General features: G+C 71.1%; 23 protein-coding genes. 10 read left to right on the top strand and 13 right to left on the bottom strand.

What is annotated here, in order from left to right; genetic code table 11:
• The first annotated feature begins 40 nt into the window (after positions 1-40).
• The 4 genes from ABZX90_RS05725 (at position 41) to ABZX90_RS05710 (ending at position 4913) form a co-directional block, all read left to right on the top strand.
• On the top strand, positions 41-1354 hold the full coding sequence (locus tag ABZX90_RS05725) for a DUF4032 domain-containing protein (RefSeq protein ID WP_355201706.1): 1314 nt from the start codon (positions 41-43) through the stop codon (positions 1352-1354).
• Between the two features lie 96 nt (positions 1355-1450).
• Complete coding sequence (locus ABZX90_RS05720) at positions 1451-3127, top strand: FAD-dependent oxidoreductase (protein ID WP_351133400.1); 1677 nt, start codon at positions 1451-1453, stop codon at positions 3125-3127.
• Positions 3124-4566 (top strand): ATP-binding protein, encoded by a 1443-nt coding sequence (locus tag ABZX90_RS05715; RefSeq protein WP_355201704.1) that lies wholly within the window; start codon positions 3124-3126, stop codon positions 4564-4566. The genes ABZX90_RS05720 and ABZX90_RS05715 overlap by 4 nt, the downstream gene beginning before the upstream one ends.
• Complete coding sequence (locus ABZX90_RS05710; protein WP_351133396.1) at positions 4563-4913, top strand: UBP-type zinc finger domain-containing protein; 351 nt, start codon at positions 4563-4565, stop codon at positions 4911-4913. Before ABZX90_RS05715 ends, ABZX90_RS05710 begins: the two co-directional genes overlap by 4 nt.
• Positions 4914-4953: 40 nt before the next feature.
• Here ABZX90_RS05710 and ABZX90_RS05705 read toward each other — a convergent pair whose 3' ends face one another.
• A complete protein-coding gene (locus tag ABZX90_RS05705; protein WP_351133395.1) occupies positions 4954-5445 on the bottom strand; it encodes a VOC family protein in 492 nt (163 codons plus the stop codon).
• A 188-nt stretch (positions 5446-5633) separates the two neighbouring features.
• Between ABZX90_RS05705 and ABZX90_RS05700 the strand changes: the two genes are divergently transcribed.
• Both ABZX90_RS05700 and ABZX90_RS05695 read left to right on the top strand, forming a co-directional pair.
• The gene (locus ABZX90_RS05700; RefSeq protein ID WP_351133393.1) at positions 5634-5849 is read left to right on the top strand and encodes a hypothetical protein; all 216 of its coding nucleotides are present in this window, start codon (positions 5634-5636) and stop codon (positions 5847-5849) included.
• 124 nt (positions 5850-5973) lie between these two features.
• Positions 5974-6318, top strand: a complete 345-nt coding sequence (locus ABZX90_RS05695) for a hypothetical protein (protein WP_351133391.1) — start codon at positions 5974-5976, stop codon at positions 6316-6318.
• Between the two features lie 3 nt (positions 6319-6321).
• On the opposite strand, the gene ABZX90_RS05690 is transcribed toward ABZX90_RS05695, so the two are convergent.
• The gene (locus ABZX90_RS05690; protein WP_351133389.1) at positions 6322-6789 is read right to left on the bottom strand and encodes a hypothetical protein; all 468 of its coding nucleotides are present in this window, start codon (positions 6787-6789) and stop codon (positions 6322-6324) included.
• Between the two features lie 106 nt (positions 6790-6895).
• Positions 6896-8389 carry a serine hydrolase domain-containing protein gene (locus ABZX90_RS05685; RefSeq protein ID WP_355201700.1) on the bottom strand — a complete coding sequence of 498 codons (1494 nt, stop codon included), beginning with the start codon at positions 8387-8389 and terminating at the stop codon, positions 6896-6898.
• A gap of 324 nt (positions 8390-8713) precedes the next feature.
• Here ABZX90_RS05685 and ABZX90_RS05680 point away from each other — a divergent pair, with 324 nt between their 5' ends.
• Positions 8714-10354 carry a serine/threonine protein kinase gene (locus tag ABZX90_RS05680; RefSeq protein ID WP_355201698.1) on the top strand — a complete coding sequence of 547 codons (1641 nt, stop codon included), beginning with the start codon at positions 8714-8716 and terminating at the stop codon, positions 10352-10354.
• Between the two features lie 23 nt (positions 10355-10377).
• Here ABZX90_RS05680 and tgmB read toward each other — a convergent pair whose 3' ends face one another.
• A complete protein-coding gene (tgmB, locus tag ABZX90_RS05675) occupies positions 10378-11331 on the bottom strand; it encodes an ATP-grasp ribosomal peptide maturase (protein ID WP_351133383.1) in 954 nt (317 codons plus the stop codon).
• A gap of 14 nt (positions 11332-11345) precedes the next feature.
• Positions 11346-11537 (bottom strand): putative ATP-grasp-modified RiPP, encoded by a 192-nt coding sequence (tgmA, locus tag ABZX90_RS05670; RefSeq protein WP_261706291.1) that lies wholly within the window; start codon positions 11535-11537, stop codon positions 11346-11348.
• Positions 11538-11800: 263 nt separating this feature from the next.
• Between tgmA and ABZX90_RS05665 the strand changes: the two genes are divergently transcribed.
• Positions 11801-12817, top strand: a complete 1017-nt coding sequence (locus ABZX90_RS05665) for a hypothetical protein (protein WP_355201788.1) — start codon at positions 11801-11803, stop codon at positions 12815-12817.
• Between the two features lie 49 nt (positions 12818-12866).
• Here the strand turns inward: ABZX90_RS05665 and ABZX90_RS05660 are convergent, their stop codons facing one another.
• The 3 genes from ABZX90_RS05660 to ABZX90_RS05650 all read right to left on the bottom strand — a co-directional run bounded on the left by ABZX90_RS05660 (position 12867) and on the right by ABZX90_RS05650 (position 17527).
• On the bottom strand, positions 12867-15296 hold the full coding sequence (locus ABZX90_RS05660; protein WP_355201696.1) for a GH92 family glycosyl hydrolase: 2430 nt from the start codon (positions 15294-15296) through the stop codon (positions 12867-12869).
• A gap of 266 nt (positions 15297-15562) precedes the next feature.
• Positions 15563-16714, bottom strand: coding sequence for an NAD(P)/FAD-dependent oxidoreductase (locus ABZX90_RS05655; protein WP_351133514.1), 1152 nt, complete (start codon positions 16712-16714; stop codon positions 15563-15565).
• Between the two features lie 78 nt (positions 16715-16792).
• Positions 16793-17527, bottom strand: coding sequence for a TetR/AcrR family transcriptional regulator (locus tag ABZX90_RS05650; protein WP_355201694.1), 735 nt, complete (start codon positions 17525-17527; stop codon positions 16793-16795).
• Positions 17528-17777: 250 nt separating this feature from the next.
• Between ABZX90_RS05650 and ABZX90_RS05645 the strand changes: the two genes are divergently transcribed.
• Positions 17778-18356 carry a DUF2238 domain-containing protein gene (locus ABZX90_RS05645; RefSeq protein WP_355201786.1) on the top strand — a complete coding sequence of 193 codons (579 nt, stop codon included), beginning with the start codon at positions 17778-17780 and terminating at the stop codon, positions 18354-18356.
• A 95-nt stretch (positions 18357-18451) separates the two neighbouring features.
• On the opposite strand, the gene ABZX90_RS05640 is transcribed toward ABZX90_RS05645, so the two are convergent.
• Positions 18452-19435: an aldo/keto reductase gene (locus ABZX90_RS05640; protein WP_355201692.1), complete on the bottom strand. Its 984-nt coding sequence runs from the start codon at positions 19433-19435 to the stop codon at positions 18452-18454.
• A gap of 71 nt (positions 19436-19506) precedes the next feature.
• On the bottom strand, positions 19507-20460 hold the full coding sequence (locus ABZX90_RS05635) for a DUF389 domain-containing protein (protein WP_355201690.1): 954 nt from the start codon (positions 20458-20460) through the stop codon (positions 19507-19509).
• Between the two features lie 181 nt (positions 20461-20641).
• Here ABZX90_RS05635 and ABZX90_RS05630 point away from each other — a divergent pair, with 181 nt between their 5' ends.
• Positions 20642-22465, top strand: a complete 1824-nt coding sequence (locus ABZX90_RS05630; RefSeq protein WP_355201784.1) for a glycoside hydrolase family 15 protein — start codon at positions 20642-20644, stop codon at positions 22463-22465.
• Between the two features lie 114 nt (positions 22466-22579).
• On the opposite strand, the gene ABZX90_RS05625 is transcribed toward ABZX90_RS05630, so the two are convergent.
• The 3 genes from ABZX90_RS05625 to ABZX90_RS05615 all read right to left on the bottom strand — a co-directional run bounded on the left by ABZX90_RS05625 (position 22580) and on the right by ABZX90_RS05615 (position 26113).
• On the bottom strand, positions 22580-22972 hold the full coding sequence (locus tag ABZX90_RS05625; protein WP_355201688.1) for a hypothetical protein: 393 nt from the start codon (positions 22970-22972) through the stop codon (positions 22580-22582).
• 138 nt (positions 22973-23110) lie between these two features.
• Positions 23111-24889, bottom strand: coding sequence for a cation:proton antiporter (locus ABZX90_RS05620; protein ID WP_355201687.1), 1779 nt, complete (start codon positions 24887-24889; stop codon positions 23111-23113).
• 384 nt (positions 24890-25273) lie between these two features.
• On the bottom strand, positions 25274-26113 hold the full coding sequence (locus ABZX90_RS05615) for an SDR family oxidoreductase (protein WP_351133500.1): 840 nt from the start codon (positions 26111-26113) through the stop codon (positions 25274-25276).
• Positions 26114-26636 lie beyond the last annotated feature (523 nt).

Below are 26636 nucleotides of genomic sequence, written 5' to 3'. Positions count from 1 at the left end.
CCGGAACAGCGTTCGACCTTGAGGTGAGGGCAGTCCGGCCATGGCTTTCCAGATCAGCGCCACCAACCCGGAGCATCCCGCGCTCCTGCTCGAACTGCCGTGGCAGCTGCCCCTGGAGAAGTGGCCCGAGCACCAACTGGTGCCGCTGCCGCGCGGCATCTCCCGGCACGTGGTGCGCTACGCGCGCGCCGGTGACGAGGTCGTGGCCGTCAAGGAACTCGCCGAGCGGCCCGCGGTCCGCGAGTACGGGCTGCTGCTCGGTCTGGACCGGCTCGGGATCCCCGCGGTCGACCCGCTCGCCGTGGTCACCGGCCGCACGGACGCGGCGGGAGAGCCGCTGGAGTCCGTGCTGATCACCCGGCATCTGGGCGGCTCTTTGCCGTACCGGTCGATGTTCGAGACGACCATGCGGCCCGCCACCATGCACCGGCTGATGGACGCGCTGGCCGTCCTGCTGGTGCGGCTGCACCTGGCCGGCTTCGCCTGGGGCGACTGCTCGCTGTCCAACACACTCTTCCGGCGGGACGCGGGCGCGTACGCCGCCTATCTGGTCGACGCCGAGACCGGTGAACTGCACCCGCGCCTCAGCACCGGGCAGCGGGAGTACGACCTCGATCTCGCCCGCGTGAACATCAGCGGCGAACTGCTGGACCTGGAGGCGGCCGGCGCCCTGCACCCCTCGGTGGACCCGATCGAGTTCGGCCAGGAGATCTGCGCGCGCTACCGGAGCCTGTGGGAGGAGCTGACCCGCACCTCCGTCTACCCCGCGGGCAAGTACCACTACATCGACCGCCGCATACGCCGCCTCAACGACCTCGGTTTCGACGTCGCCGAGATGCAGATCGCGAGCTCCTCCAACGGCGACACCGTCACCTTCGTGCCCAAGGTCGTCGACGCGGGCCACCACCAGCGCCAGCTGCTGCGGCTGACCGGCCTCGACACCGAGGAGAACCAGGCACGCCGGCTCCTGAACGACCTGGAGAGCTGGATGGCCACCCAGGACGACTACGCGCCCGGCGACGCTTCCCCGGGCTCCCGGCTCCGTCCGGACGGAGGGCATCCCCACGCCGCCCGGCCGGAGGTCCTCGCCCACCGCTGGGTGCGGGACGTGTTCCGGCCGACGGTCCGGGCGGTGCCGCCGGACCTGCGGGGCTCCATGGAGGCGGCCGAGCTCTACCACGAGCTGCTCGAACACCGCTGGTTCCTGTCCGAACGCGCCCAGCACGACATCGGCCTTGACACGGCCGTCGAGGACTACATCGCGAACATCCTCCCCAAGGTCCGCGACCCCCTGCCGGACCCCGCGCGGGAGCCGGGGCCGCCCCGCTCGTCCCCGGTTCCTGAGCAAAGGTGACCGATCGTACATACGATTGGCTCTGTACCTGCCGCGCGGCGCCGCTCGGAGTCCGCGTGGCCGGGACGCAACTGACCTGCTCGGGGTGGGAGAGGTATGACCCAGGCCGCCAGTCCGGCGCGGACCGTCATTCTGACCGTCGACGACGATCCCGGGGTGTCGCGCGCCGTCGCCCGGGACCTCAGGCGTCGGTACGGCGAGGCGCACCGGATCGTGCGCGCCGAATCCGGGGAGACCGCCCTCGACGCACTGCGCGAGCTGAAGTTGCGCGGTGACCAGGTGGCGGTGATCCTCGCCGACTACCGGATGCCGCAGATGAACGGGATCGAGTTCCTGGAACAGGCCCTCGATGTGTATCCGGGCGCGCGCCGGGTGCTGCTGACCGCGTACGCGGACACCAACGCGGCGATCGACGCGATCAACGTGATCGACCTCGACCACTATCTGCTCAAGCCCTGGGATCCGCCGGAGGAGAAGCTCTATCCGGTCGTCGACGATCTCCTGGAGGCGTGGCGGGCCAGCGACTACCGGCCCGTGGGGGCCTGCAAGGTCGTCGGGCACCGATGGTCGGCGCGTTCGTCGGGCGTGCGGGAGTTCCTGGCCCGCAACCAGGTTCCCTACCGCTGGTACTCGTCCGACACCGAGGAGGGACAGCGTCTGCTGAGCGCCGCCGGGCAGGACGGACAGCGGCTGCCGCTGGTGGTCACCCCGGACGGCACGCCGCTCGTCGAGCCCGATGACCCCGACATCGCGGCGCACGTCGGGCTCGCCACGACGCCCACCTCGGAGTTCTACGACCTCGTCGTCATCGGCGGCGGTCCCGCCGGGCTCGGGGCCGCCGTGTACGGCGCCTCCGAGGGCCTGCGTACGGTGCTCGTTGAACGGTCCGCGACCGGCGGCCAGGCGGGCCAGAGCTCCCGGATCGAGAACTATCTCGGCTTCCCCGACGGCGTCTCCGGGGGACAGCTCACCGAACGGGCGCGGCGGCAGGCGGCCAAGTTCGGCGCCGAGATCCTCACCGCGCGTGAGGTGACCGGACTGGAGGTGACCGGGGCCTCGCGCACGATCCGCTTCTCCGACGGCTCCGCGATCTCCGCGCACGCGGTGATCCTCGCGACCGGAGTGTCGTACCGCCAGCTCCAGGCGCCGGGTCTGGCCGAGCTGACGGGCTGCGGCGTCTTCTACGGCTCGGCGCTGACCGAGGCCGCCGCCTGCCAGGGCCACGACGTGTACATCGTGGGCGGCGCGAACTCGGCCGGCCAGGCGGCGATGTATCTGGCCCGGGGCGCCAAGTCCGTCACCATCCTGGTGCGCGGTTCCTCGCTGTCCGCCTCGATGTCGCACTACCTGATCGAGCAGATCTCCGACGCGCCGAACATCTCGGTGCGCACCGGCACGGTCGTGGACTCCGCGCACGGCGACGGCCATCTGGAACAGCTCACGCTGCGCGATGTGGAGAGCGGCCACACCGAACTCGTCGACGCGCAGTGGATCTTCCTGTTCATCGGCGCGGCCCCGCTCACCGACTGGCTGGAGGGCACGGTACTCCGGGACAGCCGCGGATTCATCGTGGCAGGCCCGGACATGACACCCGACGGGCACCCGCCCCGCGGCTGGGAGCTGGACCGGCCTCCGTACCACCTGGAAACCAATGTGCCCGGCGTGTTCGTGGCCGGGGACGCGCGCGCCGAGTCGGCGAAGCGGGTCGCGTCCGCGGTCGGAGAGGGAGCCATGGCCGTCATGCTCGTCCACCGTTATCTGGAGCAGTCGTGAGCGGGCGGCCGGTGCCGTGCGACGCGGCGGAACTCAGCACGCTCTTCCTGTTCGAGAAGCTCGACGACGACCAGTTGGACCGGCTGTGCCGGGAGGGCCGGACGGAGCAGTTCGACCCTGGGCCCGTCTACACCGAGGGCGATCCGGCCACCTGCTTCTACGTGCTCCTCGAAGGCACGCTCGTGATGTCGCGCAGGGTCGGCGCGGACGACGTGGAGATCAACCGGACCTCGCAGCGCGGGGTGTACGCGGGCGCGATGCAGGCGTATCTCAGCGATCCGGGCGACGCGCAGTACAAGGGGTCCGTGCGGGTCACCGAGCCGTCCCGGTTCTTCGTGCTGCCCGCGGCGACGTTCGCAGCCATTCTGCGGGACTGGTTCCCGATGGCCGTCCATCTGCTGGAGGGCATGTTCTTCGGCAGCCAGAACGCCCAGCGCACCGTCGGGCAGCGCGAGCGGCTGCTGGCGCTCGGCTCGCTGTCGGCGGGACTCACGCACGAGCTCAACAACCCCGCCGCGGCGGCCGTGCGGGCCACCTCCTCGCTGCGTGACCGGGTGGCGCACATGCGGCAGAAGCTGGGGATGATCGCCGCGGGACCGTACGCGCGCGACGCTCTGGAGACGCTGGTCGAGATCCAGGAGCGGACCGCCGAGCAGGTCGCCAAGGCCACCCCGCTGAGCCCGCTGGAGGCCTCCGACCGGGAGGACGCGCTGGCCGACTGGCTCGACGACCACGACATCGCGGGCGGCTGGCAGCTCGCCCCGACGTTCGTGCAGGCGGGTCTCGACACGGACTGGCTGGACCAGGTCGCGGCGGCCGTGGACGGGCCGACCCTCGAAGGCGCGGTCCGGTGGCTGAACTACACGGTCGAGACCGAGCTGCTGATGAACGAGATCGAGGACTCCACCACCCGTATCTCGCATCTCGTGGACGCGGCCAAGCAGTACTCGCAGATGGACCGCGCGCCCTACCAGGTCGCCGACGTGCACGACCTGCTCGACAGCACCCTGATGATGCTCGCCGGCAAGATGGGCGCCGGCATCAAGGTCGTCAAGGAGTACGACCGTGCGCTGCCCCGGATCCCCGCCTATCCGGGCGAGCTGAACCAGGTGTGGACGAACCTCATCGACAACGCCGCCTCCGCGATGGCCGGCGAGGGGACGCTGACGGTGCGGACCGCGCCCGACGGCGACCATGTGCTCGTCGAGTTCCGCGACACGGGTCCCGGAGTGCCCGAGGAGATCCGCGACCGGATCTTCGACCCGTTCTTCACCACCAAGCCGGTGGGCGAGGGCACCGGTCTCGGCCTGGACATCTCCTGGCGGATCGTCGTCAACAAGCATCACGGAAGCCTGCAGGTGCAGTCCGTGCCCGGCGACACCCGCTTCCAGGTGCGCCTGCCCCTGACCGTCACGGAAACCTCCGAGGAGCCGACATGACCACGCCGAACGGTATCGACCCCTCCGTCCCGCCGAGCGGCACCGGCTGCACCGAGTGCGACGCCGCCGGCGGATGGTGGCTCCACCTGCGGCGCTGCGCTCAATGCGGGCACATCGGATGCTGCGACGACTCCCCGGCCAAGCACGCCACCGCCCACGCGCGGAGCACTGGGCACCCGGTCATCCAGAGTTTCGAACCGGGCGAGAACTGGTTCTGGGACTACGACACCTCGGAGCTGTACGAGTCGGGTCCCGACCTCGCTCCCCCGGTGAGCCATCCGCTCGACCAGCCCACACCCGGCCCCGCGGGGCGCGTCCCGGCGAACTGGGCCGAGACGCTGCGCTGAGGCCCGAGCCCCGGCGCAGGCCCCGGCCCCCGCCGCGGGCTCAGAGCACCGAGTTGCCGTACATCTCGCCGAGCGGTTCGGCGAGCAGTTCGACGCGGGCGCCGTCGGGGTCGCGGAAGTAGAGCGAGGTACCGCTCTCCTCCAGGTACTCGACCCCGGCGGCGTCGAGTCGCTCGCGAAGACCGCCCCAGGTGACGGGGTCGACGGAGATGGCGAGGTGGTGCAGTCCTCCCAGCACCTCCGCGTAGGGGCCGAGGTCGAGGCCGGGGAAGTCGAAGAACGCGAGCAGGTTGCCGTTGCCCAGATCGAAGAAGAAGTGGGTCGAGCCCTTGTAGTCCCGGTTCTCGATCATCTCGGTCAGGGGGAAGCCCAGAACGCCCTGGTAGAACCGTACGGTCCGCTCCACGTCCGAGGAGAGCAGGGCCACGTGGTGCACCCCGCGGGCCGTACTCGCCGGCCTCTCCGACACCAGATGGGCGTCCCGGATCCGCAGACGCTCCGCTTCGATCGCTGCCAGGTCCACCGCACCCATAGGAAGCTCCTCACCCAGAGACGTAGCGACGCACTCAGTACCGAATACAACCACTTCACGCCATACAACCACTTCACGTCGGCCGCTCCTCCTGTTCCGCCGACGTGCGCGAGCGTCGTCGGGGTGCGGATCCGCCCGCATCCGCCCGTCCGGATGCGACTTGCGGCGCGAGGGACGATCCTGGATACATGTCCGGACGGGCTCCTTTGGTTGTGCATCCGGCCCTGGGTACCAGTGGCCGCGAGGTGACCGCGCGGGGCGAGAACCTCGGCGTGGCGTTCTCGGACGAGGATCTCCTGGAGTTCCTCGGCCGGGCCGGTCTGCCGGACGCGGAGGATCTGCTGGACGATCCGGCATGGGTGAAGTGGCGCGGAGGCCAGGCGCACTTCTACGGGACCGGATAGCGGACCGGTATCGGTCGCGAGAACCGGGTCGGCGCGTTGCTCCGAACGGGGGGCGCGTTCACTCGACCCGGTGGGCGGTCGCGGGGGCGCGTTCCACCGGTGCGTACCCACACGTTCCTCCGGTATGGACAGCACTCACCAAGCGTTGCGACTCGTTCCCGCCGACGCGGGTGCGGGTGCTTCCACCCGCACGAGCGCGGGCACGGTCATGGGCACGGGTACCGGCCGGCCCTACGCCGAACCGGTCGGCCGTCATGGCGGCCACATCGGTCGTCGTGGCGGCCATCCGCCGATCTACGCCCAGCTCGTCGCGGAGTGGCGGGCCAAGGGCCGTCTGGTCCCCGAGCCCCGCGAAGTGCTGTGGGCCACCTTCGCGGTACCCGTTCCGGAGAAGCCGGAGAAGCCGGAGAAGGAGGACGACGGGCCCGTTCCCGCGATTCCCGTGCCCCGCGGCCTGCCCGGCTGGTGAGTTCTACCCCTCGGCCGAGGGCGCCAGAACGGCGAGTGTGCCGTTGGCCTGGCGCAGCGCCACTTCCAGGGAGAGGGCGGGGTGCAGGGCACCCGTCCCGTCCGGCGGAATGATCCACTCCAGCGGTCCCGCAGAGCGGTACGGCGGCGGTACGGCGATCCATGAGCCCTTGCCGAGGTGGCGCAGCCCCGATCCCACCCACCGGCTGGCCGGGTCGGGGGCCAGGAAGAAGCCGACGCGGCGGGCCGCGCAGTCGACCAGGGTGGGCCCCGGTACCTGAATCGGGTCGGCCCACAGGATGTCCAGGGCGAGCAGGCCGAGTTGCTCGGGCACGCTCAGCACGTCCCAGTAGCGCCCTGCTTCCAGGAGCACGCCGCCGCTCCCCTGATCCCACTGCCGTTTGCACGCCCTCGGATTTCTTGCGGCCGCCGCGAGCCACTCCACACTCTGCATCCACATCGCGTTCGTCATGGATCACCCCGGGATATTCCCTTCCGCTCCGCAGGCGCGGAAGGAGGCACGGCCGGGGCCATCGTTGCCCATCAGGTCCTCGGCATACGCATGTTGATAGATATCTCTACGTGACGGAAGGGGTGGCGCGGTGTGGCGTTTCCCGATGGCCGGTTGACGACGGCTGCGACGGTACGCGGAGGGATCCCAGGGAGCGGGCGTGGAGCGGGGTCGTGTGCCAGCGGGCGGTGAAAGTGCGCTCGGGAAGGGAACAGGTCACCGTCATGCGGTGCGGGGTCTCCAGGAACAGCACGTCGACACGGAGCGTGCCCGAGTCGGTCCAGCCCCCGCTCACCGCCGTGGGCGTCGGGCCGGGATCGACGGTCCAGCCGGTTCCGCCGAGCCGCAGGTCGAGTCGCCGGTCGCCCTCGACCAGGGTGACGCGCCGGCCCTTGTCGCCCTCGGCGACGACCACGCCCGTCAGCGACCGCTGGTCCGCGCAGACGCCTCCCTCGGGTACGAACACCGCGTCCGACCAGGCGTCGCCGGGCTCCGGGGGCTCGGACCGTGCCTCGACCGGTGGCAGGGCCAGCCGGGCGAGCCGTCGGCGCAGCGCGTCGTCGCCCTGGCCCCCGCCCGGCAGTGGTGCCGTACCGAAGGCGGGCAGCAGATGCCGCCACATCAGGTCCAGCAGATCCTGCATCCGGTCGGTCGCCGCGGTGGTGGCGATCACCGCGTCGTGCTCGGGCAGCACGACGCAGTACTGCCCGTACGCCCCGTCGCCGCGGTATCCGTGCCGCGCCCGCCAGAACTGGAGTCCGTAGCCCTGCTGCCAGTCCGACCGGGCCCCCTCGGGGGTCCCGTCCGCGGTGGCGATGTGCGTGCGGGTCGCCTCCGTGATCCATGAGGCCGGCAGGACCCGCTGTCCTTCCCACACGCCTTCGCGCAGGTAGAGCTGGCCGAGCCGGGCGATCGCGTCGGTCGCGGCGTGCAGCCCGCTGAAGCCGATCTCCCGGCCGGCCCGGTTCCGCGTCCAGGCGGTCTCCCCGATACCCAGGGGGTCGAACAGCCGGGGCCGCAGATACGCGGTCAGCGACAGACCGGTCACCCGCTGGACGATCGTGGCGAGCGTGTAGGTGGCGGACTGGTTGTACGCGAACACGGTGCCGGGGTCGCGGTCCGGCGGGATCAGCAGAAAGCCGCGTACGGCCTCTTCCCGGTCGAGCCGGACCGCGTCGGCGTAGGTCTCGGCCAGATGGCCGCTGGCCATGGCCGCGACATGGCGGACGAGCATGGCGCGGCTGCGCGGATCGGTGATGTCGGCCTCGAACTCGGGGAAGTACGAGATCACCGGGTCGTCCAGGTCCAACAGACCCTCGGCCACGGCGAATCCGGCCGCCGTGGAGGTGAAGCTCTTGCTGAGCGAGTAGAGCAGCTGAAGGCGCTCGGGCGTGTACGGCGCCCACCAGCCGGAGGCGACGAGGTGCCCGTGGCGCAGGATCATCAGGCTGTGCGGTTCGATGTCCGGGTCGGCCTCGACGGCGTCGAGGAACGCGGTGATGCCCGAGGCGTCGACTCCCTGCTCGGCGGGCGTGCTGACGGACAGCGGACGGGCGGTCATACGGGGGGCCTCCGGGTGGCTCGGGCGGTGAGCGGCGGCTGGACACGGTGACCCGCGGGGCACTGTGTGCATGCGGCATCTTTCCCGGGCGCCCCCCCTCTGTCCATGCCCCGGCGGCGGCAACGGCCCTTCGCACACCTGTACATCGGCAAAGGAACTGTCCGGTGAATCAGTGGGGAACACGGGCCTGAACTGTTCGTACGGGTGCGCGACGGCGGTGCGCCCGAGTAAAAAACAGGCATCTCGAACCGTCTCCCGTTGAACACTCTTCGTCACGCCCTGCGTACTTCCGGGAAAGGAAGAGTGCCCGGTACGCGACGAGGGATGACGATGGTGAAGGCGCAAGACTCCGCGGGCGACCTGATCGCCGGGAGATACCGGCTGCTCGAAGTCGTCCTGCGGGAAGAGGGCCGGGCCTGCTGGCACGGCGAGGACACCGCCTTCGGGCGGCCGGTCGTCCTGACGTGGTCACGCGTCGCGGAGCACCGGCGCGAGGGGGCGCGGGAGCCCGCCGCCGACCGGATCCTGCGCACGGCCGCGATCCTCGGTCCGGCCTGTCCCGGTCAGGTGGCCGCGGTTCTCGACGTGGTCGAGGAGCCCGGCTTCGTGTGGACCGTCACGGAGCGGCCCCCGGGCGCCCCGCTGACCGAGCTCCTCGGGCGCGGCCCCGTCGACTACGTGCTGGCGGCCCGCATCGGACTCGGCGTGCTCGACGTCCTCACCGCCGCCCAGCACGAGGGAGTCCACCACGGCGAACTCGGCCCGAGCCAGGTGTGGGCCGACGAGCACGGCGCGGTCACGGTGACCGGGTTCGGCATCACGGCGGCCGCCGACGCGACGCGCGTCACCTCTCCCTCGTACGCCTCCCCCGAACAGGCCCGTGGCGAGGGCGGCGCACCCGCGGCGGACCTCTGGGCGCTGGGCGCGATGATGTACGCGCTCGTCGAGGGCCGGCCTGCCGTCCAGGACCGGGGGCAGATGGACGCCACGCTCCGGGCGGTGGACCGGCTGCCGGTCAGGCCCCCGGTCAGCGCCGGCCCCCTCGCACCCGCCGTTCAGGGCCTGTTGCGCTGGAACCCCGTGGAGCGGGTGCCCGAAGCCGTCGTGCGCGAGGCGTTGACGCGCATCCTCCGGCAGAACTTCGACGAGACCACGCCACCGGAGCCGCTGCCCGGGTTCCCCGACCCCGGCGGGGACTTCCGCGACGGGGGCACGGACGAAGGACGTACGGGGCACGCCAGGGGAGGCCGGCTCGCCCGCCGGCCGGTCCTGCTGGGCGGGGCGCTCGGCGTCACGGTCGTCGCCGTCGCGGTGCTCGCCGCGGTGGGCGGACTGCAGGGCGGGGACAACACGTCTGCGTCCGGCTCCGCGCCGTCGCGGGCGGCCTCCCCCACACCGTCCGGGGCCCCCACCGCGCCCGGCGGCGGGACGCCCACGGCGTCCTCCGCTCCGTCAGCTTCGCCCTCCCCCTCCCCCTCTCCCACCGCCGGCTCGACCGTGCCGGCCGGCTTCTCTCTCTACCGGGCGCCCCAGGGCTTCGCCGTCGCGCTCCCACGGGCCTGGAAACCCCTGGAGACGCAGTCCTCCGACGACCTCGCCTACCGGGTGACCTTCGGCGCGAGCGGTGATCCGCGCACGCTGGCCGTCACCTACAGCACCCAGCTGGGTGCGGACCCCGTAGCCGTCTGGAGCGCCCTGGAACCGTCCCTGCGTGCCGTCTCCACCGGCTACGAACGGCTGGGCGACATCCAGCCGGTGACCTACCGCGGCAGGAAGGGCGCCGACATGGAGTGGTACTCCGTGTCCCAGGGAGAACAGGTGCGCACGTTCGGCCGCGGCTTCCTCATCGGAGACCACCGGGGTTTCTCCCTGCGCTGGACGACCCCGGCCGACGACTGGGACACCACCGCCAACCAGAAGGCGTTGAGCGTCTTCCTCAAGTCCTTCCAGCCGACCGCGAAGTGATCGACCGTCACTGTGTACGCATGTCAATGCCCTTCTGCGATACGGAAGTCAGGTCTTCGCTGCGCCAGCCACAGAGCGACCTCCTCGGCGATCGGCTGCCCAGTCTCCAGCTCGACGAAGCCGAACTGGCCTCCCTGGTTGCACTCCAGGAACCACCAGATGCCCTCCGCGTCCTCGGCGAAGTCGAAGGCGGCGTAGGCGAGTCCGGTGAAGGCGAGGTAGTCGTGGACCGAACGGGCGATGCGATCGGGCACCGGCGTGGGCTCCCAGCCGTTCCCCGCCTCGCCGAACCGGCCGTCGACCTGACCGGGCTCGGCGGCCTTGCGGGCGGCGAACAGACGGGTGCCGATGCCGGTGAGCCGGATGTCGGCACGCTTGGGAATGTAGCGCTGGAGCAACGCGGGGCCGGCCGCCACACCGGAGAAGTCCGCGTCGGGTCCGACCAGCGTGGTGGGCAGGGCCGCCGGAGGTTCGCCGGGCGGCGGCCCCGATGCCGATTTCACCACCACGTCCCCGTACTCCTGGACGAACTGCTGGGCCACCCGGGGAGCCGTCGTGATCACGGTGGGCGGCACCGCGAATCCGCTGCTGTGGGCCACCCGTAGCTGCCAGGGTTTGTGCCGGGCCTGCTCGGCCCGGCGCGGGTGGTTCATCCAGCGGGTCGAGGCGGAGTAGAGCATGCCGAACAGGGCCTGTCTGGTCTCGGCGGTGAGCCATGCCGAGGGTTCGGCGGCATGGGCCGCCGGCTCGCCCGGCCTGCGCACCCACACGGAGCGCAGGCCGCCCATGCTGAGCACATGGCCGTTGACCGACAGATAGCCGTCGAAGTCACCGTGGGCGTAGTCGGCGGACAGCACCGCCTTGCCGGGCAGGTCGGCGGGATCGAGGCGCACCATGGGCACGCCCCGCTCATGCAGTTTGGCCACCACCATGTCGGCGGTGACGTCCTGTTCGGCCGTGAGTATGAGAACCGTCATGCGCGCGGCATCCGTCAGTCGTCGAAGTGCGTCTGGGAACCGGCCGTCGATGTCGTGGTGCCGGTCGCCATCAGCAACGCGCGATCACTGACGGCCGGGCGGCCGTCGGGCAGCACGTTCAGTTGCAGGGACACGTCGAAGTGGTACGGGGGTACTGCGGCCGACTGCCCTGAGGGCTGGGCGTAGTTGAGAGTGAACGGTCGCACGAAAGATCCTCCCGCGGTCGCGCGATGGTCGATACCCAGCCGTACGTGACACGGCCGTAAGGAATTCATCACTTTCTGCCACATCGGGGTGAAGGTCATCACATCGCGTCGTTTCTGGCTTACACATTTCGGATTTACTGGGGTGTCCGCTTGGTTCCGGTCCATGCGTGGCTGCTTGATTCCACGCAAACCTTAGGCCAATGCTTCATCCTCCGTGACATCAACGCCCCGCCATCCCAGGAGAGTTCCCGTTGACCGCAGCCATCGCCTCGTCCGAAGAATCCGCCGCGCGCGCCGGCGCGCCGAACCCCGTCGAGCGCGACGCCCATGACTTCGGCGCCTACGCGCGCAACGGCGGCTGGGCCTTCGCGCTGAAGGTGGCGCGCAGTGTCCGTCCCGGCGGGCAGTCGGCCGACGACACGCCGAAGGTGTCCGCGAAGGAGTTCGCGGAACTCGCCGGATGCTCGCCCGAGCGCGTCATGCGCTACTACAAGGCCTGGGACAGGGCCGCCGACGACGGCGTGGTCCCCCACTTCGAGACCCTGGTCCCCGGCGAGGACATCGAGCTGCCGGACGCCGAGGTCTGGCAGTCCTATTACGTCTCCCGCTCCAGCGCCGCCTCGGAGCGCGGCACCGCCATCGCCGAGGCGGCGGAGGCCGAGGGCATCCGTCCCACGAAGGCCCTGGAGGTGGCCGAGAACCCCACCGCGCTGCGGGCCGCGATCCTCGCCGACCCCTCCACGGCCAAGGCGGCGCGGGCCGCGCTCCTTGACCGGGTGAAGGAAGACCCGGCGCTCCAGACCGAGTTGGCCCGCGACATCTCCCGCACGGACGAGTTGAAGAAGGCGGTCGCCACCGAGAACCGGGCGGCCGACCGCATCGGCTATGTTCGCCAGATCGCGGAGAAGGGCCAGATCAGGACACCGGCCGGGCAGACCCTGGACGCTCCGGCCGAGCTGCGCTCCGAGGCCGAGCGGCATCTCTCCCTCCTCGACGAGCTCGACGAGGGCGAGGACGCGGGCGAGTGGGCCACGGAGGCGTACGACACCATGAAGAGCCTCGTCGTCGAGACGGTGGAGGCCGACCCCGAACTGCGCGTCCAGGAACGCCGGACGAAGTTCTACAGCAGCCTGCAGAAGGCGACGAAGGTGTTCGAGGAACTGACCTTCGACGACGCCGACGACATCTACGAGGACGACATGGTGCAGCGCCTGGAGGAGCTCCAGCAGGCGATCGGCACCGCCATCGCGGCGCTGCGCGGGGCGGCCGGCCGGGAGTGAGCGGGCCGTACGGCCGTGCGGGAACAGGCGTTCCCGCACAGCCGCGCGGTCACTGCGGCAGGTCCTCCGGGTCGGTGGCCCACTGCGTGTTGGGCTGCTCTGCGAGCTCGAAGCTCACCGAGCCGCCCTCGGTCGCGAGCTCGGCGCCGGTCCAGGAGCGTTGCGTGGGGCGCCCGTTGACCCGTACGGCGTCGATGTACGGGTGTGCGGCATCGGCGTCGGGCGCGCTGATGACGATGCCCCTGCCGCCCGGACGGTGGAGCACCGCGTGCGGGAAGACCGGGGTGCCGAGGAGCATCGTCGCGGTGCCCGGGGTCTGCGGATAGAGGCCGAGGGCCGAGAAGACGTACCAGGCCGACATGGTCCCGAGGTCGTCGTTGCCCGGCAGGCCCGAGGGGCCGGTGCCGTACACGGTGTCGAGGATCTGCCGGACGGTCGCCTGCGTCTTCCAGGGCTGCGCGAGCCCGTTGTAGAGCCAGGGCGCGTGGATGCCGGGCTCATTGGTGGGGTCGTAGCGCAGGGCGTCCCCACCGCGAACGGACCAGGAGCCGTCGGCCTTGTGGAAGAAGCCGTCGAGCCGTGCTGCGGCCGTCTCCCGGCCTCCCATGGCGGCGGCCAGCCCCTGGACGTCCTGCGGGACCATCCAGGTGTACGTGGCGCTGGTGCCCTGCGCGAAGCCACGGTCGCTGCCAGGGCTGAACGGGGACACCCAGGACCCGTCGAGGTTGCGGGCCTGGATGTAGCCCGCGCCGGCCGTGGCGGCGGGGTTGAAAACATTGCGCCAGTAGGTGACCCGCTCGGTGAAGACGGCCGCCTCCTGGTCGCGGCCCAGCAGCCGCGCCCACTGCCCGAGCGCCGAGTCGGCGACCGCGTCCTCCAGCGTCTCGGCGGCGCCGCCCCAGCAGTGGCACACGTCCTGCGCCGCATAATGTGACGTCAGATACTGCGCCAGGTTGGGCCGTTGGCCCATGCACTGCCCCGGGCAGCCGGCGTCCAGCAGTCCTTCGGGGCGCGGCACGGTGGCCTGCCGTACGAGGGAGTCGAACGCTCCCTCGTAGTCGAAGTTGCGCACGCCCATGGCGTAGAACGTGGCCAGGGTCGCCGCCGAGGGGTCGCCCGTCATCACGTGGGTGGCGCCGCTGATGTGCACCCAGCGGTCCCATACCCCGTCGTTCTGCTGCGCGAAGTTGTAGAGGGACTGCGCGAAGTCGCCCGCGATCCGTGGCTTCAGCAGGGCGAGGAGCTGTATCTGGGCGCGGTACTGGTCCCAGCCCGAGAAGTTGCTGTACTGCGCGCGCTGGCCGCGGGCGAGACGGTGGACCGCGCCGTCCATGCCGTAGTAGCGGCCGTCGGCGTCGCTGATCAGGTTCGGTTGCATGAGCGCGTGGTAGAGCGCCGTGTAGAAGGTGGTGCGCCGCTCGGTGCCGCCGCCGTCGACGCGGACCGTGCTCAACTCACGGTTCCAGGCCCGGTCGCCCGCGTCGGCCACGGCCGCGACGCTCGCGCGCGGGGCGATCTCCCGGCGCAGGTTGGCCTCGGCACCGCCGAGACTGACGTACGAGATACCGATCCGCATGTGGACATCGTTGTCAGCACGCGTGTCGAAGCCGACGTACCCGCCGGAGCCGCGGCCCGCGCGGTCCGCCCCGGTGGCGTAGCCCTCCCCGCCCGAGGCGCTGGTGGAACCCGCGGACAGGGTGCCGTCCTTCCAGGTGCCGACGGAGGAGAAGTCCCGGTCGAACGACGCGCTGAAGTACAGCCGGTAGTAGCTCTTGCGGTTGTTCGTGCCCCCGTTGGCGCGGCGGCCGCAGAACGCGCCGGTCAGCACCGAGCCGGTCACCTTGCGGTGCGCGGTGTCGATGTCGACCTGCGCGTCCTCGCTGCCGTTGAGGGAGTTGGAGACCCGGAAGAGCAGGTTGGCGGGACGGTCGGCCGGGAAGGTGAAGTCGGCGACGCCCGCCCGCCGGCTCACCGCCAGGTCGGCCGACGCGCCCGACGCGAGGCCGAGCGAGTAGCGCCCCGGCACGGCCTTCTCCGCGGAGTGCGTGAAGTCGGCCGCGTACACCGCGTCCTTGGTGTCGGCCGAGGGCGAGGAGGTGACGTCACCGACGTACGGCATGATCGGGACGTCGCCCGCGGCGCCGGGGTTGCATCCGGCGCCGTTGACATGGGTGAGGCTCAGTCCGCGGATGCGGGTGACGTTGTACTGGTAGCCGTTGGCGGCCCCGGTGCTGGTCTGGTCGCCGGTCGTGCTGGTCGGGGACCAGCCGATCATGCCCTGCGGGAGCGTGGCTCCGGGGTAGGTGGTGCCGCTGTTCGCCGATCCGATCAGCGGGTCCACCAGGGAGACCGGCCGCTCCACGGCGGGGACGCCCGCGTCGGCGGGGAGCGGAGTGGCCAGGGCGAGGGCGGTGGTCACGAGCACGGCGGCGGACCTGCTGCCGAACCGTCTTGCTGTGCGCGGCCATGAGGGGCGCATGGAGGGTGTCACCTTCCGACGGGCGTGGTGCGAGGACAGGTCGGACCGGTGATGCCCGGCGACTGCCCCGGCCCCCGGCCCGGGCGCGAGGATAGAGGGCGCCCGGGAGTGCCGGAAGTGACGTGCGCGTCCGGAGGGTGACGACGTGATGAAGGGTGGGCCCGACCGGACCCGAACGGGGGCGAGTTGCCGTTCGCCGGGAGTCCGGACTTCACTGATGAACCGTCACATCAGCTGCCTCGTAGGCCAGTCCGAAGGCCGGGAGGTCAGTCGGCGTCGCCCCGGTACTGGTTCATGAGGTCGACCAGGCCCTGAGGGGCGTCCGGGCTGAAGCAGATCGAGAGGTTCGCGGCGGACTCGGTCGCCGAGATCTCGGAGCGCGGGAAGAGCGCCTCCTCGTACGCGGTCAGGGCCTTCTCGGTGTCGTCGGTGTGGGCGGCGAGGGCGGCGCCGAGTTCGGCTCCGTCGAGCATCGCGAGGTTGGCGCCCTCACCGGCGAACGGGGACATCAGGTGGGCGGCGTCACCGAGGAGAGTGACTCCGGGGACGCGCTCCCAGCGCAGGCCGGGGGGCAGCGCGTGGATCGGCCGGGCCACGAGTGCGCCGTCCGCCTCGGCGATGAGGGAGCGCAGGCTCTCGTCCCAGCCGTCGAAGTGCTCCAGGAGAATCCCCTTGGCCGCGTCGGTGTCGGTGAAGTCGACGGCGCCGGAGGCCGCCCAGTCGGCGGGCGTGCGCAGGGCGGCGTAGACGTGCAGGGAGCCGTCCGGGTCACGGTGGCCGAGCAGGCCCTTCTCCTCGGCGAGCGCGAACAGGATGCCGCCTCCGACCACGTCCGCGCCCTGCGGGTGACGGGTGTCGGCGTCGAGCAGATGCATCTCGACGAAGGAGATGCCGGCGTAGACCGGGGTGGCGTCCGTGACCAGCGGCCGCACCTTGGACCAGGCGCCGTCGGCACCGATCAGCACGTCGGCGGTGAAGGCGCGCCCGTCGGCGAGGGTCACCTCGTGGCGGCCGTCCCCGGCCGTCCGTGTCCCTGTGACCTTGGCGCCCCAGCGGACGGTGCGCTCGGGCAGGGAGCCGAGCAGGATGTCGCGCAGGGCGGCCCTGGAGACCTCCGGGCGCGCTTCGTTCTCACCGGCGTCCTCCATCCGGACGGTGGCGTTCTTGTCGAGGATGCGCATGGCCTCGCCGCCGGCGTGGATGATCGCGCGGAACTCGTCGTAGAGCCCGGCGGCGCGCAGGGCGGCCTGGCCGGACTCCTCGTGCAGGTCGAGCATGCCGCCCTGGGGGCGGGCGGTCGGTGAGGCGTCCAGGTCGTAGACGGCGGCCTCGATGCCGTTCAGGTGGAGGACACGGGCGAGCGTGAGGCCGCCGAGACCGGCGCCGATCACGGCGATGGGGTGGTGGATGTTCGTCATGGCTGGTTCTCCTTCTACGGGGGTGATCGTCGGTTGGGGTGACGGTGCTCGGCGGTGACAGCCGGGGCCCGGCGAGGCTCACGGCGTGTCGGCTGGGGTGGGTGCGCTCGGCGCCGCGGGCGTGTCCGGACGGGGTGTGAGCAGGACGCCGTTGATCAGGACGTGGAAGCCCCAGTTCAGACGGGCCTCGCCCGGACCGGAGAGCAGGTCCGCGCCCAGCGCGGCGATGTGCGGGTGCCGCTCGTGGGAGGCACCGCGCACAGCCGCGGCGAGCGCCGCCCACTCGCCCTCGGTGTCGGCCGGGTCCTTCTCCCCCGCGGCGTGCTCCGCCGCGGTGGCGGTGGCGAACTGGAGCAGCACGTCGATCGCCCATGCCGCCCGCTCACCGGGGACACCGCCCTCGTCGAGCAGCGAGAGCAGTGCCTCGACCAGGTCCAGGTAGCGCTCACCGGACGGGCGGGCCACCAGTGCGGAGCGGGCGAGTCCCGGGTGCTCGAACAGGACGGCCGTGTACGAGGTGAGGACCTTCACGAGCCGGTCGCGCCAGTCGCCGTCCGTGCGGACCGGGCCCAGGTCGACGCCGCCGAGCAGGTCGTCGAGCACCGCCGCGTGCAGCTCGGCGGTGTTGCGCACATAGACGTAGAGCGAGGCCGGTCCCGTGTCGAGCTCCTGGGCCAGGCGGCGCATGGTGACGCGCGGAAGACCTTCGGCACGCATCAGCGCGACGGCGGTCTCGATGATGCCGTCCCTGGTCAGGGCGGGCTTCGCCGGGCGCTCACGGCGGCTGGGGCGGGGGGAGGGATGTCCTGTCACCCCTCCACGATAACGAACATGTTCGTTGCGAACAAGTACGTCACGAACATGTTCGTCCAGATGCACCGGCTGGATGAGTACCCGTACTCATGCCGCCCGCCCCGCGCTCCACCACGATGGGGCCACCTGGACCAAGGAGCCCGCCATGCCCGGAACAGTCCTCGCCCCGCCCGACCGACACCCGGCTCCCCCGGAGCGCGCTCCGCGCGGGGCGCTCCCGGCCGTGCTCGTCGCGGTGGTGGTCGCGGGAATGGCGCTCTCCGTATGGCATCCGCACGACATGGCGACCTGGCTGCTGGAGACCGTGTGGGTGCTCGTCGGGCTGCCGGTGGTGGTGCTGAGCCGACGGCGCTTCCCGCTGACGAATCTGCTGTGCTGTCTCCTCGCGGCGCACGCGCTGGTGCTCGCGGTGGGCGGCCACTACACCTACGCGCAGGTGCCGTTGGGCGACTGGGTCCGCGACACCTTCGGGCTCGACCGCAACCCGTACGACCGGTTCGGGCACCTCATGCAGGGCTTCGTGCCGGCCGTCCTGGTGCGGGAGCTGCTCAGCAGGACGTCACCGCTGCGCGGCAGCCGGTGGCTGGCGCCGCTGACCGTGTGCGCGTGTCTCGCCTTCAGCGCCCTGTTCGAGATGTTCGAGTGGGCGGCCGCCGTGATCGGCGGCCACGGGGCGGACGCCTTCCTGGCGACGCAGGGCGATGTGTGGGACACCCAGTGGGACATGTTCTGCGCCCTGATCGGCGCGAGCGTCTCGGTGCTCGTGCTGAGCCGGGTCCACGACCGGCAGCTCGACTCACTTCTGGGGGCGCGAACCGCCGGGGGCTGACCTGCCCGGCAGCACCGCCCGCCCAGGGCCGGCATGCCCCGGCGGCGTGCACCGCAGAGAACGGGTGCGTCCCGCCGCCGGGTTCCGTGTCGCTGTTACCAGCGGCTCTCCACCTGCTCCTTGATCCGCCGCTCGTACAGGTCCCCGATGGTGTCCAGCGTCGTGCGCGACAGCTCGGGCAGCTTCGCGGCCGCCGCGTTCGCGTGGGCCTGTTCGGGTGAACGGGCGCCCGGGATCACCGTGGTCACGCCCGGCTGCTGGACGATCCACCGCAGCGCGAGCTGGGCCGGCGTGTACCCCTCGGGGGCGAGGGCGGAGAACTCGGCCGCCGCCTCCACGCCCGTCGCGAAGTCGACCCCGGAGAAGGTCTCGCCCTGGTCGAAAGCGTCGCCGTGGCGGTTGTACGTCCGGTGGTCGTCCGCGGCGAACACGGTGTCCTTGGTGTACTTGCCGGAGAGCAGCCCGGAGGCCAGCGGGACCCGCGCGATGATGCCGACGCCCGCCTCCCGGGCCGCGGGCAGGACCTGCCGCAGGGGCTTCATGCGGAACGGGTTGAGGATGATCTGGACACTCGCCACGTTCGGACGGGCGATCGCGGTCAGTGCCTCGTCGCACGTCTCGACGCTCACGCCGTACGCGGCGATCCGCTCCTCCTCGACCAGGGTGTCGAGGGCGTCGTACACCGCGTCGGAGGAGTACACGGGCGTCGGCGGGCAGTGCAGCTGCACCAGGTCGAGGCGGTCGACGCCGAGGTTGCGGCGCGAGCGGTCGTTCCAGGCACGGAAGTTGTCGAGGACGTAGTTCTCCGGGATCTGGTCGACGCGGCGGCCCATCTTGGTGGCGACCATGACGTGCAGGTCCGGCCTGCCGCGCAGGAAGCCGGCGATGATCTCCTCGCTCCGCCCGTCGCCGTACACATCGGCGGTGTCGAAGAAGGTCACTCCCGACTCCGCCGCCGTCTCCAGCACGGCCAGGGCGTCCTTCTCACTCACCTCGCCCCAGTCGGCACCCAGTTGCCAGGTGCCGAGACCGATGACCGAAGCCTGCTGACCCGACCTGTCGAATACGCGCTCGTCCATGGCGTCAGTCTGACATTCCCCCTGGCCGGACAGGACGCCCCCGCCCCGCGCGTCCCGCACCCCCGTGTCCGTCACCCGTCGGCGGTGCGCAGGCCGCGCCGGCCGACCCGGCGCCAGATGGCGCGCTGCCCCTTGAGCGTGAGCGTGCCCACGACGATCAACACGGCGACGTTGATGAGGAGTTGGATGAGCGATCCGCGCGCCTCGCTCGAGTTTCCGAAGGCCGCGGAGACGCTGAAGTCGGCGGCCGCGGGAATGGTGGTGACGGAGATGAAGACGCCCAGCAGAGCGCTGGTCCTGGCCTCGCTCAAGGAGACGATGCCCACGATTCCGGCGAGCGTGGCGACCGCGAACGAGAAGAAGTCGGGTGTGTCGATCAGATGGGAGACGGGGCGCACACCGAGGTCGAACGCCTTGGACTCCAGGTCGAATCCACGGATCAGCAGGCCGAAGAGGAACGTGGCCGCGATGGCCAGCGCGAACCCGGCCGTCAGGGCGGTCAGCCCCTCGCGGATTCTCGGCCCCGAGCGCCGGTCGATGCCCAGCGCGACGCTGACGATGGCCCCGTACTCGGGTCCGACGACCATGGCCGCGACGATGAGGATCTGGGAGTTGGTGACGATGCCGACCGCGCCGATGAGACCGGCGACCACCAGGTAGAGGTAGAAGCTCGGCGCGTAGGTGCCCTGCGCGCGGATGCGCGCCTCCACCTCCTCCCAGACGGGCGCCCGGGAGAGCGCACCGGGCCGATCGGCACCGGCCTGCGCGACACGTCCGGAGAACGCCATGTCGACGGGTTCGATGACGATGGAGCCCACCTGGTCGAGGCGCAGCTCCCGCAGACCGCGCAGCACGGCGTTCGCCTCTCCTGTCAGCACGTCGCAGGCGAGGGCGTCGCCGTCCGGGTTGCGCGCGATGCCGGGTTGCACCACGAGGTTGAGGACACCGGGGTCGGCCGCGAGGAAGGCGGCCACGGCGTCCGTCAGCCGGGCGGGGCTCACCATGCGCACATGGATCATGTCCATGCAGGTACCTCCCGGGACACCGGCGCGCGCGTCGTCGACGTTGAGCGGTCGTCTCCAGTAACCCCGGCCGTCCGGTGTTCGGCAATCCAGCCACCCTCCCGCGCGGTCCGCCCTCCCGGGAAGAACAAGCGCACATGTCCGCCATGTCGGATAGTGAAGATGCCTGGATCCTCGAGATTGGATCGCCATGGACCGTTATCCGCCGATAGCCGACCACGGCCTGGTGGGCGATCTCCAGTCCGCCGCTCTGGTCTCCTCCAGGGGGGTGGTGGACTGGTTCGCCGCCCCGCGCTTCGACTCTCCCAGCATCTTCGCCGCGCTGCTCGACCATGACGACGGAGGATATTTCCGGCTGGCGCCCTCCCGTCCGGAAGGCACCTGGAGGCAGCTCTACTACCCGGACACGGCGGTTCTGGTGACGCGGTTCATGTCACCGGACGGGGTGGGTGAGGTCCTCGACTGGATGCCGCCGGACCGCACCGGCACCGCCTCCGCCCGGCACCGGCTCATCCGGGCCGTGCGGACAGTGCGGGGAACGATGCAGTTCGCCCTGGAGTGCCGTCCGCGCTTCGACTACGGGCGGGCCGGCCATGACCTCGCCCTCGGGCCCGACGGCGCCGTCTTCCGCAGCCCGGGAATCACCGCGTTCCTGCAGAGCACCTTCCCGCTGGAGCGGGACGGGCAGGACGTGCGGAGCACCGTCACCCTCAACGTCGGCGAGACGGCGACGGCCGTGTTCACCGTGGACGGGCCGGACGCCACGGCACCACCGCCGCCCACCGTGGAGGGGACCGAGCAGAACCTGGCGGAGAGCATCGAGTACTGGCAGCACTGGGTGCGGACCTCCAAATACCGGGGTCGCTGGCCCGACATGGTGCACCGCTCCGCCATCACCCTCAAGCTCCTGACCTACGCGCCCACCGGCGCCCCGGTCGCGGCCGCCACCATGGGCCTGCCGGAACAGGTCGGCGGCGAACGCAACTGGGACTACCGCTACACCTGGGTACGGGACGGCTCCCTGTCACTGCGCGCCCTGCTCGACCTCGGGTTCGCCGAGGAGGCGACGGCGTTCACCCACTGGCTGCGCGAACGGCTGATGGAACGCCTGGACCAGGAGGGGGAAAGGCTCCAGATCATGTACCGGGTGGACGGGACACCCCTGCTGGGCGAGGAGATCCTGACCCACTTCGAGGGCTACCGCGGGTCCTATCCCGTACGGGTCGGCAACGCCGCCGCGGACCAGCTCCAGCTGGACATCTACGGCGAGGCCCTCTACGGCCTGTCGGAGGGCCGTGAGATCGGCATCCAGGCCGACTACGCCGGCTGGAAGGCCGTCGCCCGCTCGCTGGACTGGCTCGCCGACAACTGGGACCGCCCCGACGAAGGCATCTGGGAGACCCGCGGCGGGCGCAAGGACTTCACGTACAGCCGGGTGATGTGCTGGTCCGCCTTCAACCGCGGGCTGCGCCTGGCCCATGAGTGGAACCGGCCGGCGAACACGGCGCTCTGGACCCGGGCGCGCGACGCCGTCCTGGAGCAGGTGATGGAGCGCGGCTGGAACGACAAGGAGAAGGCGTACGTCCAGTACTACGACGGCGGCGTACTGGACGCCTCGCTCCTGCTCGCCCCCCGGGTCGGCTTCCTGGGCGCGAAGGACCCGACCTGGCTGTCGACCCTCGACGCGATGAGCCGGACGCTGGTCTCCGACAGCCTCGTCTACCGCTACGACCCCGCCGCCTCCCCGGACGGCCTGCGCGGCTCGGAGGGCACCTTCAGTCTGTGCACGTTCCTGTACGTCGACGCGCTGGCCCGCTCCGGCCGGCTGGCCGAGGCGCGATACACCTTCGAGAAGATGCATACGTACGCCAACCACGTCGGCCTCTTCGCGGAGGAGATCGGCCCCAGCGGCGAACAACTGGGCAACTTCCCCCAGGCGTTCACCCATCTGTCACTGATCATGGCGGCCACCACACTCGACGAGGCACTCGACAAGCAGCGCGACTGAGACCACCGAGCGCGCCCTCATGGCCGCTGCTGTGAGCGCCCGGCTCCGGGAGAGGTCGACGCACCGGAAGCCGTGCCCCTCGGGGTGGGCACGGCTTCCGGAGACAGAATCCGGCTACACCCTCGCCCCGGGCACATGCTTCGGCTCGACCAGCAGGCCGTAGATGACCAGCAGGGAGACGAGCATCGTGAACACCGACCAGAACGGGTAGACCGGAAGAAAGATCATCTGCGCGACCAGAGAGAACGCGGCCAGGCAGATGCCCGTCAGCCGTGCCGCCCTGGAGCCGACGAACACACCGAGGCTCGCCAGGGCCATCACCATGCCGACGACGACGAAGATCCAGCCCCAGGCCGTGTAGTTCAGGATGAGCAACCGGTTGCCCTGGGAGTACACCTTCGAGTAGTAGCCGTGGTTGAAGAGCGCCACGAAGCCATTGAGAAGGTTGAACAGAGCGCTGACCATCAGCAGGATTCCGGCGAAGGCCACCCAGTGCGAACGCTCCATCGGCGGCACAAGGTCGTCTTGCCCAGAGGCTTGTTGCTGCATGAAGACCATGAGATCCAGCCACACGGTGGACCGCAATCCGTACTGACCCGTTGGTGTCCTGACCGGGGCCGGACGAGTGGCCCCGATCGGCCGTCTTCAGTCCGCCCGCACCGGGCCGGGTGCCCGGTGCGGGCCGAGCAGGATCGCGGTGTCGTGGGCCCCCGGCTGCGGGGTGCGGGTCCTGGTGACCGGGTCCAGCCGCCCGTCGGGCCGTACGAGGAACAGCAACGTGTGTCCGGCCGGGAGGCCCTGCTCCACCGGGCGGGAGGCGATCCGCGCGCCGCCCTCGTAACGGCGGGCCAGTTCCGGTCTGTTCAGCTCGGCCCCGAAGAGGGTGTCGCCGGGCGTGTAGGGGGCGACCACACCGTGACTCAGGCCGGGTGGACCCAGCCGGTGGACGAACCCGTCGACCGTGCCGCGCAGGTTCGCCGACGCCAGCGCGTTGAAGTCGTCCTCCTCGGTGAGCAGCAGAACGCCGGTGATTCCTTCGAGTTCCGCGCCCTCGCCGGTGGCCGCGGCGAGCAGTTCACCCGGCGCCAGGTTCAGCCCGGCCGCCCTGATCAGGTCCCGTTGCTCGTCTCGTCCGGCCCACATGAGCACGTCGAGGCCCGCGGAGGTCAGGGCGCGGCCCAGGTCGATCGCCCAGAGGTCGCCGCCCACGAGCAGCGGGCGGGCCCGCGCCGGGCGCAGCACGCCGAGACGCCGGGCGACGGGGTGCGCGCTCAGCCCGTACAGCGTCACCGTGGTGACGATCACCAGGAAGGTGGCGGGCAGGATCTTCTGGGCACCGTCGACGTGATCGGCGACCAGGGTGGCGGAGAAGGTCGAGGCGGTGGCCGCGGCGACGATTCCGCGGGGTGCCATCCATCCGATGAACGCCCGCTCGCCGCGCGGCACATCCGTTCCCGCGGTGGACAGGAACGCGATCAGTGGCCTGATCACCAGGACCAGGGCGGCGACGAGAACGAGCGTGGGCAGGATGACGTGCCGCAGGGACGCCGGGGTGACCGTGGCCGAGATGGAAATGAACAGCAGCCCGATGGTCAGCGAAACCAGGGTCTCGAGGAAGGGGCGGCGCGCCGGGAGGGACACGCCCGGCAGGTTGGCCAGGGCCATCCCCATGACGACCGCGGCGATGAGTCCGGTGTCGTCACGGATCGCGTCGCAGGCGGCCGCCACGCCCACCGCGGCGGCGAGCTGCGCCGTCGTGCCCAGCACGTCGCCCAACTGCAGCCGGCTGAGAAGGAACCACAGCACAGCGGCGCCCACCGCGCCCCCGATCAGACCGACGGCCGAACTCACCGCGAACTGACCGAGCTTGCCGCCCAGGCCGTTGCTGTCGCTCGCGACGACGGCATGGAAGACGAGCGCCCCGAGGATGCCTCCGACCGGGTCGATCAGCGACCCTTCCCAGATCAGGATGCGTTGCAGCCGCTCGGTGGGGCGTACGAAGTGGAGCAGCGGGCCGACGACGGTGGGCCCCGAGACGACGAGGATCACGCCGAGCATGATCGCCGCGCTCTTCGACATGCCCAGCAGCGGTACCGCGAGAGCGGCGGTGGCCACCCAGGTGAGCAGGACGCCGAGCCAGATCAGACGCGCCACGACACGCCGCATGTGTCCGTGCAGCCTGCTGATGTTCAGGCCGAGCCCGGCCTCGTAAAGGATCACCGCCACGGCGAGCGACACCATCGGGGAGAAGGCGTCCCCGAGCAGTTTGTCGGGGTTGACGATGTCGGTCAGCGCCCCCGCGGTGAATCCGACCGGCAGCAGGACGATCAGGGCGGGGATCCGCAGCCGGCTCGCCAGCAGCTGGGAGCCGACGGCCAGGACGACGATCAGTCCGAGGCCTTCCAGGATCTGATTCTCCGTCACGGCGTCTCCCTGCGGTCAGCTCGGCCGACGGTCGGTTCGTCGCGGTCCGTTGTGCTGGGGCGGGCCGGGCGGTCAGCCCGCGCCGGGGCCGCTCGCACCGCCCCTCGACGTCCGCTTCGGTCCGCGCTTCGAGCGGAGGATCACCAGCAGCAGCCCCAGGCCGTGGGTGTGGCCGTGTGGACGTTCGTGGTGTGCTCGCGCGTCACACCGAGACCGATCAGGGCCAGGACGCCGACCGCGGCGCCCAGGAAGAAGGCTCGGGAGTGCCTGCGGCCAGGAGGGTGAACGCCTGGCTCATGCGGGCCTCATTGGCTGGTGCCGACGGTGGTGCCGACGCCGGGAGGCGCCGGGCACCGGGGTGACGTGAGCGCGGGTGCCGCCGTTTCAGCCGCCCGTCGCGAAGCCGGGGAAGAGGGTCATCCCGCCGTCGACGAACAGGGTCGTGCCCACCACGTAGTCCATGAGGTCGGAGGTCAGCACCGTCACCGCGTCGGCGATGTCCTCGGGGTCACCGACCCGGCGGTACGGGATCAGCCGCAGGAGGTCCTGCTCGGCGTCGGGTGTCTCCCAGGCGCTGCGGTTGATCGGGGTCTTGATGGCGCCGGGCGCGACCGCGTTGACCCGGATTCCGTGCGGGCCCAGTTCCTGGGCCAGCGTCTGCATGAGCATCAGGACGCCGCCCTTGGACGCGGCGTAGTTCAGGTGACCGGACCACGGAATGATCTGGTGCACGGAACTCATGCAGACGATCTTTCCGGCGGAGCGGGAGACCTCGGGCACGACACCGCGCCGCAGGAACTCCTTGGTCGCTTCCCTGGCGCACAGGAACTGGCCGGTGAGGTTCACGTCGATGACCTTGTGCCACTGCGCGAGGGTCATCTCCGTGACCGACGCGTCCCGTTGCAGGCCGGCGTTGGCCACCAGGATGTCGATCGTTCCGAACTCCTCCAGCATGCGCGCGAACATGCCGACGACCTGACCCTCGTCGGACACGTCGGCCTCATGGGCGAAGGCCCGTACGCCGAAGGCCTGGATCTGCCGGACCACGTCCTCGGCGGCCTCCTGTCCGGCGACGTAGTTGACGACCACGTCGGCGCCCGCCCGGCCCAGCGCGACCGCCGTCGCCAGTCCGATGCCGGAGTTCGCCCCGGTCACCATGGCCTTCTGGCCCCGCAGCAATGGCAACGCCGCAAGCTGCCCGCGGGTGTCCACGTCTGAGGTCACTGTCGTCTCCCATTCGTCGGTAAGCCGTGTGCGGGGACCGATGTGCTGTCGGTCCGCCGACCCACCCCGCGCGTGCCCGCTCGGCACGGCGCCGGTGTTCTTGGTCAGCGGGCGGGTCCCGTCCGCCGCGACCACGTGGACTTCGGGTCCGCGGGACCCGCACCGAGGCAATCACTCCCGCCCGAGGTCGGCGCGGGCGGACCCGCCGCGCTCGGCCGTTGGAAGTAACCGGGTCCCTCCGGCGGAGCAACCGCACGGCGCCGGTGTCCACGACGGCGCCCGCGCGCCCCGTCGTCGAGCAGCGCACCGCCGTTCGGCGCGGCGAGAAGGCGCCGGCGTCCACCGGATGGCGGGCCCCTCGGTGAGCGCGACGATCAGCACGACGACATCGGCGCGGGCGCGAGATCATGGAGTACGACGATGGAGTGCCCGGCTCGCGCGGCGCCGGGCGGCACCGGTCTCCGTCGCGGCGCGCCCATCCGGGTGCATTCCGCCGGACCCACGCCGCCGCGCGGCCCGACCT

The sequence above is a fragment of the Streptomyces sp. NPDC002935 genome, from assembly GCF_040611295.1.
Lineage (GTDB): Bacteria > Actinomycetota > Actinomycetes > Streptomycetales > Streptomycetaceae > Streptomyces.
Note: the sequence above shows the minus strand (reverse complement) of the source record. Positions and strands in the feature narration are given on the sequence as shown.